Raw genomic sequence first — 16061 nt, 5'->3', positions numbered from 1 at the left:
ACTCCCCGGGCCCCGCCCGCCCCCCCGGCCCCGCCGCCCCCCCCCCCCCCCCGGCCACCCCCCCCCCCCCCCGCGCGCGGGCCGCCGGCCCCCCCCCCCCCCCCCCCCCCCCCCCACCGCGGTGCCCGCCACCGCGGCCAGCAGCCGCGGGTAGAGGTCGAGCGCACCGCGCCGTTCCTCGTCGGTCGCGCAGGCGGGTGCGCAGGCGGGTGCGCAGGCGGGTGGGGACACGGACGCCGTCGGCCCGCCGGCGCGGATGCGCGCGGCGATGGCCTCGGCCAGTCCGGTCTCGTCCGCCATGTGCGCGCCGAGCGTGCGGACCAGCAGGTGCGGGGAGGCGTGCACCACCTGGGCGTGCAGCCGCCACAGCTCGTGCTGCTGCTCCGCCTCGGCGAGTTCCGCGGCCAGGGCCTCGCGCAGGGCCTGGAGCGGGGAGAGCTCGGCCGGCGCGTCGAGCACGGCCTGCCGCATCCGCGCGCCCGCCTCCGCGTCGATCACGACGAAGGCGTCGTCGCGGGTGTCGAAGTAGTTGAAGAAGGTCCGCACGGACACTCCGGCCGCCGCGCTGATCGCCTCGACGGTGACCTTCTCCGCACCGTGCTCGGCGGCCAGCCGCACGGCGGCCTCGGCGAGCGCGGCGCGTGTCGCCCGCTTCTTCCGCTCCCGCAGTCCGCCCTGCGCGGCACCCTTCTCCGACATACCTTGCATGCTATGCAAAGATGCACGTCATGCAAAATTCCCTCCGTCCGGCCCCTGCCCGGCGGGCGGCCGGGCGGGCGGCGCGGGCCACGGGCGGACAGCACGGGCGCTCGGGCAGCAGCGGGACCACGGCGCGTACGACGGCTCGAAGGCGGCACGGCCCGCGCTCCTGCCGAGGTGCCCGGGTCACGCCGGGACGGTCGTGGGCGGGCGAGGGGTACACGGAGCAGTGGCCGAACGCGGAGCAGCGGCGGGACCGGACCGGACGGCGGCGGGACCGGCCGGCGCGGGTCGAGCGGTTCGTCCGCCACGACCGTCCGCTCCGGCTGGCCGGCGGCCGTCGCGTGGAGGCGCGGCCGGAACTCCTCGGGCGGCGGGGGCGTGTCGCGGTCGCCCGCTCGTGGTGTTCCCGCTCCCGGACGAGGCGTTCCTCGGCACCGGCGGCGTGAAGTCCGGCGCCGGTGCCCCGCGGGAGGGAGCACCGCCCCGATACTCGTCACGGCGGCATGCCGCGAACCAGCCCGGAAGGACGGACGATGGCGAACTCACGGTCCGGGGAGACGGTCACCGAGCGGATCGTCCGTGTCCTCGAGACGTTCGACACCGACCGGACCGTGCAGACGGCGTCGGAGATCGGACGGCGCGCGAGGCTTCCGTCGTCCACGGCGCACCGGATCGTGGCCGATCTCGTGGAGTGCGGGCTGCTGGAACGGGACGAGGAGCAGCGGGTGCGTCTGGGCATGCGGCTGTGGGAACTGGCGCTGCGCGGCTCCCACGCCCTGCGCCTGCGGCAGGCGGCACTGCCGTTCATGGAGCGGGTGCAGGCCCGGGTCCGGGAGCACACCCAGCTCGCGGTGCTGGAGAACGGCGAGACCCTCTTCGTGGAGCGTCTGTCCCATCCGCACGCGGGCGCGAACATCACCCGGATCGCCGGGCGGCTGCCCCTGCACGCCTCGTCGTCGGGGCTGGTCCTGCTCGCCCACGGCCCGGAGGAACTGCGCGAGCGGGTCCTCGCCGGGCCGCTGGAGGCGGTGTCGCCGGAGACCGTGACCGACCCGGCACTGCTGCGCCGGGTCCTGGCCGGCATCCGGCGTGACGGCGTGGTCGTGGCTCCGGGGACGGTCGAGGCCGTCTCCACGGGCGTCGCCGTGCCGGTGCGCGAGGGGCGCGGGCAGGTGATCGCCGCGCTGTCGGTCGTACTCCCCCGTGACACGCCGACCGGTCCCGTGGCCGAGGTGCTGCGCTCCGCCGCCGCGGGCATCTCGGCGGCGCTCGGCGCGCGCCGCCCGTGACCACCGGCCGGACCGCGCGTCGAGGAGATCCGGTTCCCGTTCAATGGGAAGAGCCGTCGTCAACGGGGGCGGACCGGCGCCAGACTCCCTGCCACCCCGTCGGCCGTCGAAGGAGACGACATGCCCGTACGCACCCAGGTCGCCGTCATCGGAGCAGGCCCCGCCGGTCTGCTGCTGTCCCATCTGCTCGGCCGCCACGGCATCGAGTCGGTCGTCATCGACTCCCGCAGCCGCGAGGAGATCGAGACCACCATCCGGGCCGGCATCCTGGAGCAGGGCACCGTCGAGGTCCTCAGCGAGACGGGGGCCTCGGACCGGGTTCTCACGGTCGGGCAGAAGCACGAGGGCATAGAGCTGCGCTTCGACGGCGAGGGCCACCGGATCGACTTCGCCGCGACCGTCGGCCGGGCGGTGTGGCTCTATCCGCAGCACGAGGTGCTGAAGGACCTGGTCGCCGCGCGCCTCGCCGCCGGCCAGGACCTCCGTTTCGGAGTGACCGCCGAGCGCGTGGAGGACGCGGAGACGGACCGGCCGCGTGTCGTGGCCAGGGACGCCGGGGGTGACGCCGTCGAGATCGAGGCCGATGTCGTCATCGGCGCGGACGGCTCCCGCGGTGTGGCCCGCGAGGCCGTCACGGGCACCCACGGCGGCTACTTCCGGGAGTACCCGTTCGCCTGGTTCGGCATCCTGTGCGAGGCGCCGCCCAGCGCCGAGGAGCTGATCTACAGCAACTCGCCGGACGGCTTCGCCCTCATCAGCCGGCGCGGCCCCGGTGTGCAGCGCATGTACTTCCAGTGCGACCCGGCGACCGACCCCGGGGCGTACACCGAGGAGCAGCTGTGGGAGATCCTGCGGTCGCGCGTCCCCGGCACCACCCTCAACGAGGGCCCGATCTTCCAGCGGGACGTGCTCCGTTTCCGCAGCTTCGTCGCGCACGAGATGCGCCGGGGCCGGGTGGTGCTCGTCGGCGACGCCGCCCACACCGTGCCGCCCACCGGCGCCAAGGGCATGAACCTCGCGGTCGCCGACGTCGTCGTCCTCACCGAGGCGCTGCGCGCGCTGCTGCTCGACGGGGACGAGTCCCTGTTCGACGCCTTCCCCGACACCGCCCGGAAGCGCATCTGGAAGGCACAGCACTTCTCCTGGTGGATGACGAACATGCTGCATCCGCAGCCCGGGGCGAGCGACTTCGACCACATGCGCCAGATCGGCGAGCTGCGCTCGGTCGTCGAGTCGGACGCCGGCCGCGCGTACCTCGCCGAGGGCTACACCGGCTGGCCGCTCGGGTGACCACCGGGGCGGCCGGGGCGCCGAGGCCGCCGGAACGGCCCGGACGCCGTCGCCGAACGGCACAGGAGCGGTCGACGCGCTGATCGCCGTACGGCCCGGACGCCCGGTCCGCCGGCCGCTCCCGTGCGTTCGTCAGGCGTCAGGCGAGCGCCTCGTCCATGGACTCCTCCCGCCAGCGGCGCAGGAGTTCGTGGAAGGCGTGGGCGCCGTGCGGATAGGCCGTCGGTCCGCCCGGGCGGCCGCGCCCCTCGCGGTTGTAGTAGCCGGGGGTGCACTCCGCGTGGAACCACTCGTGGTCGGGGGCGCCCTCGGCCAGGGTGGCGATCCAGGCGTCCTCCGCCTCGCGGGACGGTTCGACGAGGGCGCCCTCGGCCTCGGCCGCCGCCACGAGGGCGGCGGCGTGCACGGCCTGTTCGTCCAGGACGTGCGTGAAGTTGACGCTGCTGGCGTTCTGCAGGGAACCCATCTGGATCAGGTTCGGGAAGCCGTTGGCGGTGAAGCCGTGCAGGGTGCGGATGCCGTGGCGGGCCCACGCGTCGAGCAGCCGGATTCCGCCCCGGCCGTGGACGGGCAGCTTGCCGGAGTGGACGCCGGAGACACCGACGGCGAACCCGGTGGCGAAGATCAGGCAGTCGAGTGCGTACGCGGTGCCGCCCACCACGACCCCGTCCTCGGTGACGCGTTCGATGCCGTGGGTGTCCGCGGTGTCGACCAGGGTGACGTTGCTCCGGTCGAAGGCCGCGTAGTACGTGTCGGAGAAGGTGGGGCGCTTGCAGGCGTACCGGTACCAGGGCTTGAGCGTCTCCGCCGTCGACGGATCGGTGACCGCCTGTGCGACGCGGGCCCGCACCTCGTTCATCTTCGTCGCGTCGGCGATCTCGTAGGCGGCCTCGAAGGCCTCCCGGTCGTCCGGGCGGCGGAAGCTCGGCAGCAGTTTCTCCAGCAGGCCCGCCGCCGACGTCCAGCCGTCCGCCACGAGGTCCTCGTCGGACGTCTCGCCCGAGACGATGCGCAGGAAGTTCTCCCGGCGTGCGCGGGCCCAGCCCGCGCGGTCCGCGCCGACGTCCCCGGCCGTGGTGCGGCGGTTGGCGCGCACGTCCACCGTGGAGGGGGTGCGCTGGAAGACATAAACGTGCCGGGCGTCCTCGGCCAGCATCGGAATGACCTGCACGCCGGTGGCGCCGGTGCCGACGACGCCCACGCGCTTGTCCGCGAGTCCGGTCATACCGCCCTGCGGGGTGCCGCCGGTGTAGGCGTAGTCCCAGCGGGACGTGTGGAAGGTGTGCCCCCTGAAGTCCTGGACGCCGGGTGTCCCGGGCAGTTTCGGCTCGGTCATGGTGCCGGTGGCGGTGACGACGTACGTCGCCCGGAACCTGTCGCCGCGGTCGGTGGCCACGATCCAGGTGCGGGAGCTCTCCTCCCAGGTCAGCTCGGTGACGGTGGTGGAGAACAGGGCGTCCGCGTAGAGGTCGTACTGCCGCGCGATCCGCATCGCGTGCTGCCGGATCTCCTCGCCCGGGGAGTACTTCCACTCCGGTACGTATCCGGTCTCGTCCAGCATCGGCAGGTACACGTGGGACTCGATGTCGCAGTGGACGCCCGGGTACCGGTTCCAGTACCAGGTGCCGCCGAAGTCACCGCCCTTGTCGAGGATCCGGACCCGCGCCACGCCCTGCTGACGCAGCCGCGCCCCGGCGAGGATGCCGCCGAAACCACCGCCGACGACGGCGACGTCGACGGTGTCGCGCAGCGGCTCGCGCTCCGTCACCTCTCCCCCGTACGGGTCCGCGGCGTAGAAGCCGAACTCGGCGTCGGCGCCGAGGTACTGGCGTAGGCCGTCGGGCCGTACGCGCCGCTCACGCTCGCGGCGGTAGCGCCGTCGCAGCGCGGCGAGCTCGTCGGGGGCCGGCGTGTGAGGGGACGTCATGTGGGGGGACCTCGCTTCTCTCCGTCTGCTGCCGGGGCCGGACGACCGCGCGAACCGCCTTGGGGACGAACGGCCTTGGCGCACCGTAGCAACAACCGGACAGTGTTGTCCGGTTAGGGTTCGGGGGCACGACGACCTTCGGACAGGAAGAAGTGACCCCCATGCGACGACTTCGGAACCGATCCCTTGCCGTGCTGGCCGCGCTCGGCGCGCTGGCCCTGACCGGATGCGGCAGCGACCGGTACACCCCCGGCGGCACCGCCGCGCACCGGACCGTCACCGCCCACCAGCTCATGCGGCTGACCACGGTCCACGAGGAGACCGGGATGACCCTGCTGGAGGGTCCGGTGTTCGGCGAGGACGGCGGGCTGACCGTCGTCGACGTCACCGCGCCCGCCGGAGAGCCGAAGGTGCTGCGCGTCGATGTCCGGAAGAAGACGGTGCGGAAGGTCTTCACGGACGACCGGGGGGCGTACACCTCGGCCCAGTTCAGCCCGTACGACGGACGGCTCTACCTGTCCGACTTCGCCCACGGCGAGATCGTCTCCCTGACCCCCGACGGAAGCGACCGGCGCACCTTCTTCACCGGCGAGGTCGACGGCGCCCGGATGCGGCCCGACGACATCGCCTTCGACCGGGACGGCAACCTGTACGTCAGCGACTCCCTCGGTCTGTCCGAGGGCGAGAAGCGCGGACGTGTGGTGCGCGTCGGCCGGGACGGCGAGGACGTCACCGTCCTGGCCGACGGTCTCGCCGCGACGAACGGCATCTCGTTCGACGTGGACTACCGCGGGCTGTGGATCAGTGAGCTGACGGAGAACCGGATCTCCTACCTCCCCGTCGTCCAGCGGGCCGGGACGACCGGCCGGCACACGGCCGTCCGCGTCGACGGCGGCATCGCGCAGACCGACTCCATCGCCGTGGACGCGGACGGCAACCTGTACCAGGCGCTGCACGGCCGGCCCGCGATGGCCGTCTACGACCGGTACGGCGAACGCCTCGCGACGGTGGAGGTGCCGGCCCGCGCCGAGGGACTCGAGTCGGCGACCAACGTGGCGATCACGCCCGGCGGGACCAAGGCGTACATGACCGTCAGCGGACCCGCCGGCGGGTACCTGTACACCTTCGACGCGCTCGCGGAGGGCATCCGGCAGTCCAACGGCGGCTGAGCGCTCAGCCCTCGAAGGGCCGCACCGGCCCCACCGGGACGCCGAGCAGCCGCCAGGCCGCCAGCGCCCGGTGTTCACGCGTCTCGGGCGTGGGGCCGGTGACGGCTCCGGAGACCATGGCGACGGCCAGCATCAGGTCGTCCGTCAGGCGGTGGCCGTCCGGCAGGCACCCGCGCAGGGCGCGCTCGACCCGTTCGGACAGGTCCTGGGCGTACGCGTGGGCGGACAGGCGACCGCTCGCGCCGTCGGCGTGGAGGAGGCCTATGAAGGCCGCCGACTGCGCCAGATGCCAGGTCAGCACGCCCAGCACCCCGCCCGGGGTCGCGTCCTGCGCGGCGGCGGCCTGCTCGATCTGGCGCACGTTCTCCTCCAGGACCGCCGCCGCGACGGCGTCCCGGTCGGGGAAGTGCCGGTACAGCACGCCCTGCCCGACGCCGGCCCGGCGCGCGATCGCGGAGAGCGGGGCGTCCAGACCGTGCGCCGCGTAGATCTCCCGGGCGGCGGCGACCAGGGCGGCCCGGTTGCCGGCGGCGGCCCGCGGCCCCCGGTTCGCGGGCCTCCGCTCTTCCGACGTGGCGTGCTCGGTCATCCGGACAGCGTAACGGGGAGCCGCCGCCCTATCCGATCCCCTCCGCGGCGACGGCCAGCGCCCGGCGCAGGGTCGCCTCCAACTCGGCCTCGGCCGCCTCGCGTTCGCCCCGCGCGTGCTCGCCGCGCCAGGCGTGGTGCTCGACGGCCGCGCGCAGGGCCGCGTTGAACATCGCCGCACGGATCGTCACGCCCAGGTCGTCGGCCGGCAGTCCGGCCCGCCCGGCCAGGGCGCGGGCGAACGCCGGCTCGGCCTCGTCGTAGGCCTGGAGCCAGACGGCGCGCAGTCCGGGTTCGGTCCGGGTGAGCCGGACCAGGGCGCCGACGGTGTCCTGGTCGGGCCCGCCGGCCACGCCGGGCCCCGCCGCCAGCCACCGGTCCATGGCCTGGTCGAGGGGCTGCCCGGACGGCCACTCCCGCAGGAAGACGGCGAGGGTGTCGATGCCTTCCGAGAACAGCGGTGTCACACAGCTCTCCTTGCTCGGGAAGTAGCGCCACACGGTGCGCGCCGACAGACCGACGGCCCGGCCGATCTGCTCGCCGGTGGTGGCCGTGACGCCCTGGGTGACGAACAGTTCCACGGCCGCGCGGGCGATCTCCCTCCGGATCTCGGTTCTGCGCGCCTCGGTCAGGGGCGGTCGTCCGGTGCGGCCACGGGGTGCGGTCATCGGTTCCTCCGGCTCCGGTGAGCGGGTGATCGAGCTCTCGGAGGATCTTCCCCCACGATTTCATGTCACTCAGAGACATAAAGTCGTACGGTGGTGCCGTCCGGGGCGGTCGGAGCCCCACGTGAGGAACAGGAGAGCTTCATGGCCGGCACATTCGACGGACGCCGCGTCATCGTCACCGGAGCCGGGTCGGGGATAGGCCGGGCCGCCGCCCTGGCCTTCGCCGCCGAGGGCGCCCGGGTCCTGGTCGCGGACCTCGACGCGGCGGGCGCCGCGTCGGCGGTCCAGGCGATCGAGGAGGACGGCGGCACGGCGGTCGCCGTCACCGGCGACCTGGGCGACCAGGCCGTCGTGGACCGGGTGGCGCGGACCGCCGCCGAACACCTCGGAGGCGTGGACGTCCTGGTGAACAACGCCGGGATCATGGACGGGATGACGGCTCTGGCGGACGTGACCGACACGGAGTGGGAGCGTGTCCTCCGGGTCAATCTGACCGCGCCCTTCCTGCTCACCCGCGCCGTGCTGCCGCACATGCTGGCGGCCGGCAAGGGCGTCGTCGTCAACACCGCCTCCGAGGCGGGCCTGCGCGGCAGCGCGGCGGGCGCCGCCTACACCGCCTCGAAGCACGGCGTCGTGGGGCTGACCAGGAACCTCGCGGTGATGTACCGCAAGCAGGGCATCCGCGCGAACGCCATCGCGCCGGGCGGCACCGCCACCAACATCGGGGTGAACGCCGACCCGGCCGCCCACGGCCCCGCGGCGCTCGGCCCCCACTTCGTCAACCTCGGCCGCCTGGCCCGGCCCGAGGAGCAGGCCGCGGCCATCCTGTTCCTCGCCTCGGACGCGGCGAGCAACATCAACGGGGCGATCCTGCCGGTGGACGACGGCTGGTCGGCGGTGTGACCCCCGCGCCGGCCCGGGCCCTCCCGGCCTACGCCTCCCCGGCCGCCGCGCGGAGGGCGTCCAGGACCGGGCGGATCAGCGGGTGTTCCTCGGCGCCGCGGCGTACGGCGGCGAAGACGCGGCGGGTCGGGGCCACCCCGTCGACCGGGCGGACGACCACGCCCGTGAGGTCCGTGCCGCGCAGCGCCGAGCGGGGCACCAGGGCGACGCCGACGTCCGCCGAGGCGAGGGCGACCACCGCGCGGAAGTCGTCCGAGGAGTGCTCCAGGCGGGGCTGGAAGCCGGCGCCCTCACAGGCCAGCACGACCACGTCGTGGCAGGGGTTGCCGGGGTACGGGCCGATCCACGGGTCCTTGGCCAGCTCGGCGAGCGGCACCTCGGCGCGGTCGGCCAGGCGGTGGGTGACGGGGACGACCGCGTCGAAGGGTTCGGCGTACAGCGGTACGTGGGCCAGTCGCGGGTCGTCGGCGGGCGGCGCCCCCCGGTACTCGACCGCCACCGCGACGTCGACCTGCCGGTCCAGGACCATCAGCAGGCTGGCGTCGCCCTCGGCGTCCTGGACCCGGATGCGGATGCCGGGCGCCGCCCCGGCGAGACGGGCCACGGCGGGCGCGACGACCTGGGCGATCCCGGTGGCGAACGCGGCGACCGTGACCGTGCCGGCCTCCCCCGCCCCGTAGGCGGCCAGTTCGGCCTCGGCCCGCTCCAGCTGGGCGAGGACGGCGTTGGTGTGGCCGAGCAGGATCTCTCCGGCCGGGGTCAGCCGTACGCCCTTGGCGCCGCGCTCGACGAGACGGTGGCCGGTCTCCTGCTCCAGGGCGGCGAGCTGCTGGGAGACGGCCGAGGGGGTCAGATGGAGCGCGGCGGCTGCCGCCGTGACCGTGCGGTGGTCGGCCACCGCACGGAGGATGTGGAGCCGCCGTGCCTCGATCATGGATGCGATTGTCTCAAATCGCTCGGTGTGTTCCGCTCAGGCGTCGAGCTCCGCCCGCGCCGCCACGAAGGCGTCCACCGCGCGGTCGACGTCCTCGGTGGAGTGCGCGGCGGAGAGCTGGACGCGGATGCGGGCCTGGCCCTGCGGCACCACGGGGTAGGAGAAGCCGATCACGTACACCCCGCGCTCCAGCAGCAGCTCCGCCATGCGGCCCGCGCGGGAGGCGTCGCCGATCATCACCGGGGCGATGGCGTGGTCGCCGGGGAGGATGTCGAAGCCCTCCTCGGTCATCCGGCGGCGGAACAGGGCGGTGTTCTCGGCCAGCCGGACGCGCAGGTCGTCGGCCGACTCCAGCAGGTCGAGGACCTTCAGGGAGGCGGCGGCGATCACCGGGGCGAGGGTGTTGGAGAACAGGTACGGGCGGGAGCGCTGGCGCAGCAGGGCGACGATCTCCGCGCGGGCGGCGACATAGCCGCCGGACGCGCCGCCGAGCGCCTTGCCGAGGGTGCCGGTGACGATGTCGACCCGGTCCATGACGCCGTGCAGCTCGGGCGTGCCGCGCCCGCCGGGGCCGACGAAGCCGACGGCGTGCGAGTCGTCGACCATGACCATGGCGCCGTGCCGGTCGGCGAGGTCGCAGATCTCGTCCAGCGGGGCCACGTAGCCGTCCATGGAGAAGACGCCGTCGGTGACGATCAGCGTGCGGCGCGCGCCGCCCTCGGCGGCCTCCTTCAGCTGCCGCTCCAGGTCCGCCATGTCGCGGTTGGCGTAGCGGAAGCGGCGGGCCTTGGAGAGCCGGATGCCGTCGATGATCGACGCGTGGTTCAGCGCGTCGGAGATCACCGCGTCCTCGGGGCCGAGCAGGGTCTCGAAGACGCCGCCGTTGGCGTCGAAGCAGGAGGAGTAGAGGATCGTGTCCTCCTGGCCGAGGAACGCCGACAGCCGCGCCTCCAGCTCCTTGTGCACCTCCTGGGTGCCGCAGATGAAGCGCACGGAGGCCATGCCGTAGCCCCAGCGGTCCAGGGCCTCGTGGGCGGCGGCGACCACCTCGGGGTGGTCGGCGAGGCCGAGGTAGTTGTTGGCGCAGAAGTTGAGCACCTCACCGGGACGGCCGCCGGCGGTGACGTTCACGGTGGCGGACTGCGGGGTGCCGATGACGCGCTCGGGCTTGTGCAGTCCGGCGGCGCGGATCTCGTCGAGGGTGGCGCGCAGGTCGTCGCGCACGGAGTCGAACATCTTGAAGCTCCCAGAGAGGCGGATGGCTTACGCGGTCCAGCGGATGGCTTACGCGGTCCAGTCGAGGATGACCTTGCCGCCCCTGCCGCCGGCCGCCTCCTCGAAGGCGGCCTCGAAGTCGCGGTAGGAGTAGCGGCCGGTGATCACGGGGGCGAGGTCCAGGCCGCCCTCCAGCAGCACCGACATGGCGTACCAGGTCTCGAACATCTCACGGCCGTAGATGCCCTTGATGGTGATCATCGAGGTGACGATCCGGGCCCAGTCGACCGGGAACTCCTCGGCCGGCAGGCCGAGCATGGCGATCCGGCCGCCGTGCGTCATGTTGGCGATCATGTCGCGCACGGCCTCGGGGCGGCCGGACATCTCCAGGCCGATGTCGAAGCCCTCGCGCAGGCCGAGGGCGTGCTGCCCGTCGGCGATGGTGGACTCGGCGACGTTGAGCGCCAGGGTCGCGCCGATCTTGCGGGCGAGCTCCAGGCGCTCCTCGCTGACGTCGGTGATCACGACGTTGCGCGCGCCCGCGTGCCGCGCGACCGCGGCGGCCATCAGACCGATCGGACCGGCGCCGGTGATCAGGACGTCCTCGCCGACGAGCGGGAAGGACAGCGCGGTGTGCACGGCGTTGCCGAACGGGTCGAAGATCGCGGCGACGTCGAGGTCGACGGGCACCCGGTGCACCCAGACGTTGGTGGCGGGGAGCACGACGTACTCGGCGAAGGCGCCGTCGCGTCCGACGCCGAGGCCGACCGTGGCCCGGCACAGGTGGCGGCGTCCGGCCAGGCAGTTGCGGCACTTGCCGCACACCAGGTGGCCCTCGCCGCTGACCCGGTCACCGGTCTTGATGTCGGTGACGTCCCCGCCGGTCTCCACGACCTCGCCGACGAACTCGTGCCCGAGGACCAGCGGGGTGCTGATCGTCTGCCGGGCCCAGCCGTCCCAGGACCGGATGTGCAGGTCGGTGCCGCAGATACCGGTGCGCAGCACCTTGATCAGCACGTCGCCGGGTCCGACGGCGGGCTCCGGGACGTCCGTGAGCCACAGGCCGGGCTCCGCCTTCTCCTTGACCAGCGCCTTCAACGCTACGGCTCCTGAGGATCGGGTCCCGGCCCGCGGGCACGCCGAAGCGGCCCCGGTCGGGAAGAGGGGTGGAATCGCACTGCAATCTGCCGTACGACACCCTCACCGGTCCATCGAGGATTTCTTAAGCGCGGCCACAGCTTTCCTTCACACCGTCACCCGTCCGGCCCTGTGCCGCGCGGAGTCACAGCGGCAGCCCGTCGTCCTCCCGGCGCTCCAGCCGTACGACGAGATCCGCGGCCCGTGCCTTGATGGCGGCGAGCCCCGGCTGTCCCCAGGCGCGGGGCTGGATGTCGGTGACCGACACGGTGCCGAGCACCATGCCGGTGCCGTCGATGAGCGGCGCGCCCAGGTAGGAGCGGATGCCGAACTCGTCCACCACCGGGTTGCCCGCGAACCGCGGGTAGTCGCTCACGTCCTCCAGGACCAGCGCCCTGCGCCGGGCCATCACATGGGGGCAGAAACCGTGGTCACGGGGGAGCACCCGGCCCAGCAGGGCGCCGGTGCCGTCGCCACGCACGAACGGTGCGGCGGGCGGGATGTGCAGGCCCGCGAAGAACTGCCCTTTCTCACCGGGCAGGTTGACCATGGCGTACGGCGCGCCGGTGAGCTCGGCGAGGCCGTACGCGAAGGCGTCGAGCGCGGGCTCGGGGTGCTCCCCCAGTCCCAGCCGGCGCAGTCTGCGGGCGCGCTCCGGTGCTTGGCCGTCCTCGGGGGTGAGCAGCAGACGACCTGCCGGGCGGGGCGGGTCGTAGCTCATGGGCGGGCTCCCAGGTCATGGGGGAAGGTCATACAGGGGCTCCGAGGGTGTGCGGGGATCACATGTGGGCGCCATACCCCGTCGTGACGGCCGGGGTGTGGGCGATGAGGTGGCGGACCAGGGTCAGCAGGGTCTGGACGCCGGAACTGGAGATCCGGGCGTCGCAGCGGACGACGGGGATCTCCGCGGGAAGGTCGAGGGCGGCGCGCACCTCCCCGGGGTCGTAGCGGAAGGCGCCGTCGAACTCGTTGACGGCGACGACGAATCCGAGACCGCGCTGTTCGAAGAAGTCGACCGCCGCGAAGCACTCCTCCAGGCGCCGGGTGTCGGCGAGTATGACCGCGCCGAGCGCGCCCTCGCAGAGCTCGTCCCACATGAACCAGAACCGTTCCTGGCCGGGGGTGCCGAACAGGTACAGCACGTGTTCCGCGTCGAGGGTGATGCGGCCGAAGTCCATGGCCACGGTCGTCTCGACCTTGTTCTCGATGCCGTCGAGGTCGTCGGTGGCGGCGCTGACCGTGGTGAGGAGTTCCTCCGTGCTGAGTGGCGCGATCTCGCTGACCGCGCCGACGAAGGTCGTCTTGCCCACGCCGAACCCGCCCGCCACCAGGATCTTGAGTGCGGTGGGGAACGGGTCGTCGTGGTCCGCGCCGTCGACGTGGTCAGAGCTGTCGTCGTAGTCCATCGAGCACTGCCTCCAGAAGGGCCCGGTCCGTCGGGTTGTGGTGGAACGCGGGGGGCTTGTCGGTGAGCGCCCCGCAGTCGACGAGGTCCGCCAGCAGCACCTTGGTGACGGCCACCGGCAGCCTGAGATGGGCGGCGACCTCGGCGACCGGGACGGGAGCGCGGCACAGGTCGAGGGCCTGCGCGTGCTCGGGGCCGAGATAGCCGAAGGGGGTGGCGCCGGTGGCTCTGACCTGCGACATGAGGTCGAGGGCGACGGTGGGACGGGTGCGGCCGTCGCTGACCGTGAAGGGGCGCACCAGCCGTCCGGCCGCGTCGTCGAGCCAGGGCCCGTCACCGGCCGCCGTCACGTTCAATGCCTCATCGCCGGCGGTTCGACGCCCTGCTGGCGGGGAGCGGTCATCAGGTACGGCCGTACGGACTTGACCAGCATCGCCATCTCGTAGCCGAGCACCGCCGCGTCGGCCTCGCGGCCGGCCATGACGGCGAGGCAGGTGCCGGAGCCGGCGGTGGTGACGAACAGCAGGGCCGAGTCGAGCTCGACGACGACCTGGCGGACGTCGCCGCCGTCACCGAAGCGGACGCCGGCGCTGCGGCCGAGGGAGTACAGGCCGGAGGCCAGGGCGGCCATGTGGTCGGCGGCGTCCGGGTCGAGGCCGTGCACGGACTTCACCAGTCCGTCGCAGGACAGCAGGACGGCGCTGCTGGTGTGCGGTACGCGTTGCACGAGGCCGCTCATCAGCCAGTCGAGGTCGGATACCTGGGCGGTCGGCGCATCGCTCGCCATGGTGGATCGACTCCTTGGGGTAGGAAGGTCTGCGGGAGCGCTGGGGGTGGTGCCGGTCATCCGGCGGGCGTGCTCCCGCCGTGTCGGGCGGGGTGGTCGGTGGGGGGTGCGGGCAGGGCGGGCCGCGGTGTGGCGGGGGACTCCTGCCGGGACTCCGCGAGGCCGACGCCGCGTTGGAAGGCGGCCATCAGGTTGGGGTCGTGTCCGGCGACGTACTCGGTGTCCTGGCGGGGCGCGGGGCCGTCGCGGAGCTGCGGGACGATGTGCTCCTGGGCGCGGCGGCGGGGCAGCCGGGGTCTGCCCATGGTGCCGCGCACCGCGCCGCCGCGCGGGGTGAGGGGCGGGGTCCCGTGGTCCGTGAGGGCGTCGTCCCGGTCGGCGTGGTGGACACCGGGTACGGCCTCGGCGGGGCCGGGGCGCATCTCACGGGCGCCGCGCAGGGGCAGCGGCGGGGCGGGTGCGTCACCGGCGGGTGACGGGGGCCGGGCGGGGGGCCAGGGCGGTGGGACGGCGGGCGTGAGGGGTGCCGCGGGTGCCTGCGCCTGCCCTCCGTCCGGCGTCGGAACGTCCGTGGGAGCCGGTACGACGGACATGTGACGGGCCGTCGGGGCGGCGCCGGTGCCGCGGTCGTGCGGCTGCGGTGCCGCGCCCTGTCCGCCGCCGGCGGTCCCCGGCTCCGTGCCGAGCAGTGCCTGCGGCACCACGAGCACGGCCTGGACCCCGCCGTAGATGTTGCTCTGGAGCCGTACGTGGATGCCGTGCCGCTTGGCGAGCTGGGAGACCACGAACAGGCCGATCCGGCCGTCGGCCAGCAGGCTGGCGACATGCACCTGGTCGGGGTCGGTGAGCAGCGCGTTCATCCGGTCCTGTTCGCCGACGGGCATGCCGAGTCCGCGGTCCTCGACCTCGACGGCGAGCCCGGAGGTGACGAGGTTGGCCCGCAGCAGCACCTGGGTGTGCGGGGCGGAGAACACCGTGGCGTTCTCGACGAGTTCGGCGAGCAGGTGGATGACGTCGGCGACGGCGTGCCCGCGCAGGGTGCCGTCGATCGGCGGCACGAGCTTGACCCGTGAGTACTGTTCGACCTCGGCGATCGCCGAGCGCAGCACCTCGGTCATGGAGACCGGGTTGCTCCACTGCCGCCGGGAGACGGCCCCGCCGAGCACGGCGAGGTTCTCGGCGTGGCGGCGGATGCGGGTGGCGAGGTGGTCGACGTGGAAGAGCCCCTTGAGCAGGTCGGGGTCCTCCATCTCGTTCTCCAGCTCGTCGAGGAGGGAGATCTCGCGGTGCACCAGGGACTGCAGGCGCCGGGCGAGGTTGACGAACACCTCGAGCTTCTGTTCGCTGCCGGTCTGGCTGGAGAGCCGGTACGCCTGCACGACGGCGTGGACGGCCCCGTCGTGCGCGCGGGCGAGGTCGGTGGCGAGCAGGTCGAAGTCGGCGTCGTCGTCGAGGGCATCGGCCTGTTCGCCCCGCTGCCCGCGTGGGGGCGGGGCGTCGCCGCGGCGCAGTGTCTCGACGAGAGCGCCCAGGTCGGCCTCGCGCCGGGCGGTGCTTCGGCGCAGCGTGCCGATGCGGTCGCGCACGGACCGGGCGGCGCGGTCGGCGGCCACGGCGGCGATGACGATGCCGGCGAACGTCACCGAGGCGGCGCCGCCGAGGACGGCCCACAGGGTGAGGCCCGGCCGGACCCCGGTGGAGCGGACGGTGAAGAGCACGGCCGCGCAGGCGCTGAGGGCCACCGCCACGGGCGGGAGCACGGCGAGACGCAGCAGTTGGGGCCGTATCGGCGCCTCGGGCGGCATGGGAGCGGTCCGTGCGGCCGGCCGACCGTGCCGTCCGCCTGCACGGCGGTCCGCGCGGGCGGCCGGGCCGGTCCGGCGGGCCCGGACGTCGGCGGGGTTCGCATCGGTGCGGTCCGGCTCGCGGGCCACGACCGTGGTGCCGACGGTGCCTCGCGCTCCGGCCGGGCCCGGGACACCGGCCGGGCCCGGGACACCGGCCGGGCCCGGGACACCGGCCGGGCCCGGGCGTCGGGGTCCCTCGC

At 73.9% G+C, this 16061-nt stretch carries 16 protein-coding genes; 4 read left to right on the top strand and 12 right to left on the bottom strand.

The features are described 5' to 3' along the window. Positions 1–699 (bottom strand): TetR/AcrR family transcriptional regulator (locus tag ACIA6T_RS23060; RefSeq protein WP_399448337.1); only part of this gene is annotated, 699 nt, incomplete at its 3' end. A 536-nt stretch (positions 700–1235) separates the two neighbouring features. Here ACIA6T_RS23060 and ACIA6T_RS23055 point away from each other — a divergent pair. Next, positions 1236–1991, top strand: a complete 756-nt coding sequence (locus ACIA6T_RS23055) for an IclR family transcriptional regulator (protein WP_385053252.1) — start codon at positions 1236–1238, stop codon at positions 1989–1991. Between the two features lie 120 nt (positions 1992–2111). Continuing rightward, complete coding sequence (locus tag ACIA6T_RS23050) at positions 2112–3281, top strand: 4-hydroxybenzoate 3-monooxygenase (protein WP_399448336.1); 1170 nt, start codon at positions 2112–2114, stop codon at positions 3279–3281. Between the two features lie 139 nt (positions 3282–3420). On the opposite strand, the gene ACIA6T_RS23045 is transcribed toward ACIA6T_RS23050, so the two are convergent. Further along, positions 3421–5208 carry a flavin-containing monooxygenase gene (locus ACIA6T_RS23045; protein WP_399448335.1) on the bottom strand — a complete coding sequence of 596 codons (1788 nt, stop codon included), beginning with the start codon at positions 5206–5208 and terminating at the stop codon, positions 3421–3423. Between the two features lie 161 nt (positions 5209–5369). On the opposite strand from ACIA6T_RS23045, the gene ACIA6T_RS23040 reads away from it, so the two are divergent. Continuing rightward, complete coding sequence (locus ACIA6T_RS23040) at positions 5370–6377, top strand: SMP-30/gluconolactonase/LRE family protein (protein WP_399448334.1); 1008 nt, start codon at positions 5370–5372, stop codon at positions 6375–6377. A gap of 4 nt (positions 6378–6381) precedes the next feature. Here the strand turns inward: ACIA6T_RS23040 and ACIA6T_RS23035 are convergent, their stop codons facing one another. After that, a complete protein-coding gene (locus ACIA6T_RS23035; protein WP_399448333.1) occupies positions 6382–6966 on the bottom strand; it encodes a TetR/AcrR family transcriptional regulator in 585 nt (194 codons plus the stop codon). A 28-nt stretch (positions 6967–6994) separates the two neighbouring features. After that, on the bottom strand, positions 6995–7633 hold the full coding sequence (locus ACIA6T_RS23030; protein WP_399448331.1) for a TetR/AcrR family transcriptional regulator: 639 nt from the start codon (positions 7631–7633) through the stop codon (positions 6995–6997). A gap of 141 nt (positions 7634–7774) precedes the next feature. On the opposite strand from ACIA6T_RS23030, the gene ACIA6T_RS23025 reads away from it, so the two are divergent. Continuing rightward, the gene (locus ACIA6T_RS23025) at positions 7775–8536 is read left to right on the top strand and encodes an SDR family NAD(P)-dependent oxidoreductase (protein WP_399448330.1); all 762 of its coding nucleotides are present in this window, start codon (positions 7775–7777) and stop codon (positions 8534–8536) included. 28 nt (positions 8537–8564) lie between these two features. Here ACIA6T_RS23025 and ACIA6T_RS23020 read toward each other — a convergent pair whose 3' ends face one another. The 8 genes from ACIA6T_RS23020 to ACIA6T_RS22985 form a co-directional block, all read right to left on the bottom strand. Continuing rightward, a complete protein-coding gene (locus tag ACIA6T_RS23020; RefSeq protein WP_399448329.1) occupies positions 8565–9470 on the bottom strand; it encodes a LysR family transcriptional regulator in 906 nt (301 codons plus the stop codon). A 36-nt stretch (positions 9471–9506) separates the two neighbouring features. After that, positions 9507–10706 carry a glycine C-acetyltransferase gene (locus tag ACIA6T_RS23015; protein ID WP_399448328.1) on the bottom strand — a complete coding sequence of 400 codons (1200 nt, stop codon included), beginning with the start codon at positions 10704–10706 and terminating at the stop codon, positions 9507–9509. Positions 10707–10754: 48 nt separating this feature from the next. Then, the gene (tdh, locus tag ACIA6T_RS23010; RefSeq protein ID WP_399448327.1) at positions 10755–11783 is read right to left on the bottom strand and encodes an L-threonine 3-dehydrogenase; all 1029 of its coding nucleotides are present in this window, start codon (positions 11781–11783) and stop codon (positions 10755–10757) included. Positions 11784–11967: 184 nt separating this feature from the next. Continuing rightward, on the bottom strand, positions 11968–12543 hold the full coding sequence (locus ACIA6T_RS23005; RefSeq protein WP_399448326.1) for a GAF domain-containing protein: 576 nt from the start codon (positions 12541–12543) through the stop codon (positions 11968–11970). Between the two features lie 58 nt (positions 12544–12601). Beyond that, positions 12602–13228, bottom strand: coding sequence for a GTP-binding protein (locus ACIA6T_RS23000; RefSeq protein ID WP_399448325.1), 627 nt, complete (start codon positions 13226–13228; stop codon positions 12602–12604). Next, entirely contained in the window at positions 13206–13577 is a 372-nt protein-coding gene (locus tag ACIA6T_RS22995; protein ID WP_399448324.1) for a DUF742 domain-containing protein, read from the bottom strand. The genes ACIA6T_RS23000 and ACIA6T_RS22995 overlap by 23 nt, the downstream gene beginning before the upstream one ends. A 2-nt stretch (positions 13578–13579) precedes the next feature. Continuing rightward, positions 13580–14014 carry a roadblock/LC7 domain-containing protein gene (locus ACIA6T_RS22990; RefSeq protein ID WP_399448323.1) on the bottom strand — a complete coding sequence of 145 codons (435 nt, stop codon included), beginning with the start codon at positions 14012–14014 and terminating at the stop codon, positions 13580–13582. Between the two features lie 56 nt (positions 14015–14070). After that, positions 14071–15819: a sensor histidine kinase gene (locus tag ACIA6T_RS22985; protein ID WP_399448322.1), complete on the bottom strand. Its 1749-nt coding sequence runs from the start codon at positions 15817–15819 to the stop codon at positions 14071–14073. Between the last annotated feature and the right edge of the window lie 242 nt (positions 15820–16061).

The organism is Streptomyces sp. NPDC051740 (assembly GCF_044453165.1).
GTDB classification, from domain to species: Bacteria; Actinomycetota; Actinomycetes; order Streptomycetales; family Streptomycetaceae; genus Streptomyces; species Streptomyces atrovirens.
This window is presented reverse-complemented; position numbering and strand designations above follow the sequence as displayed.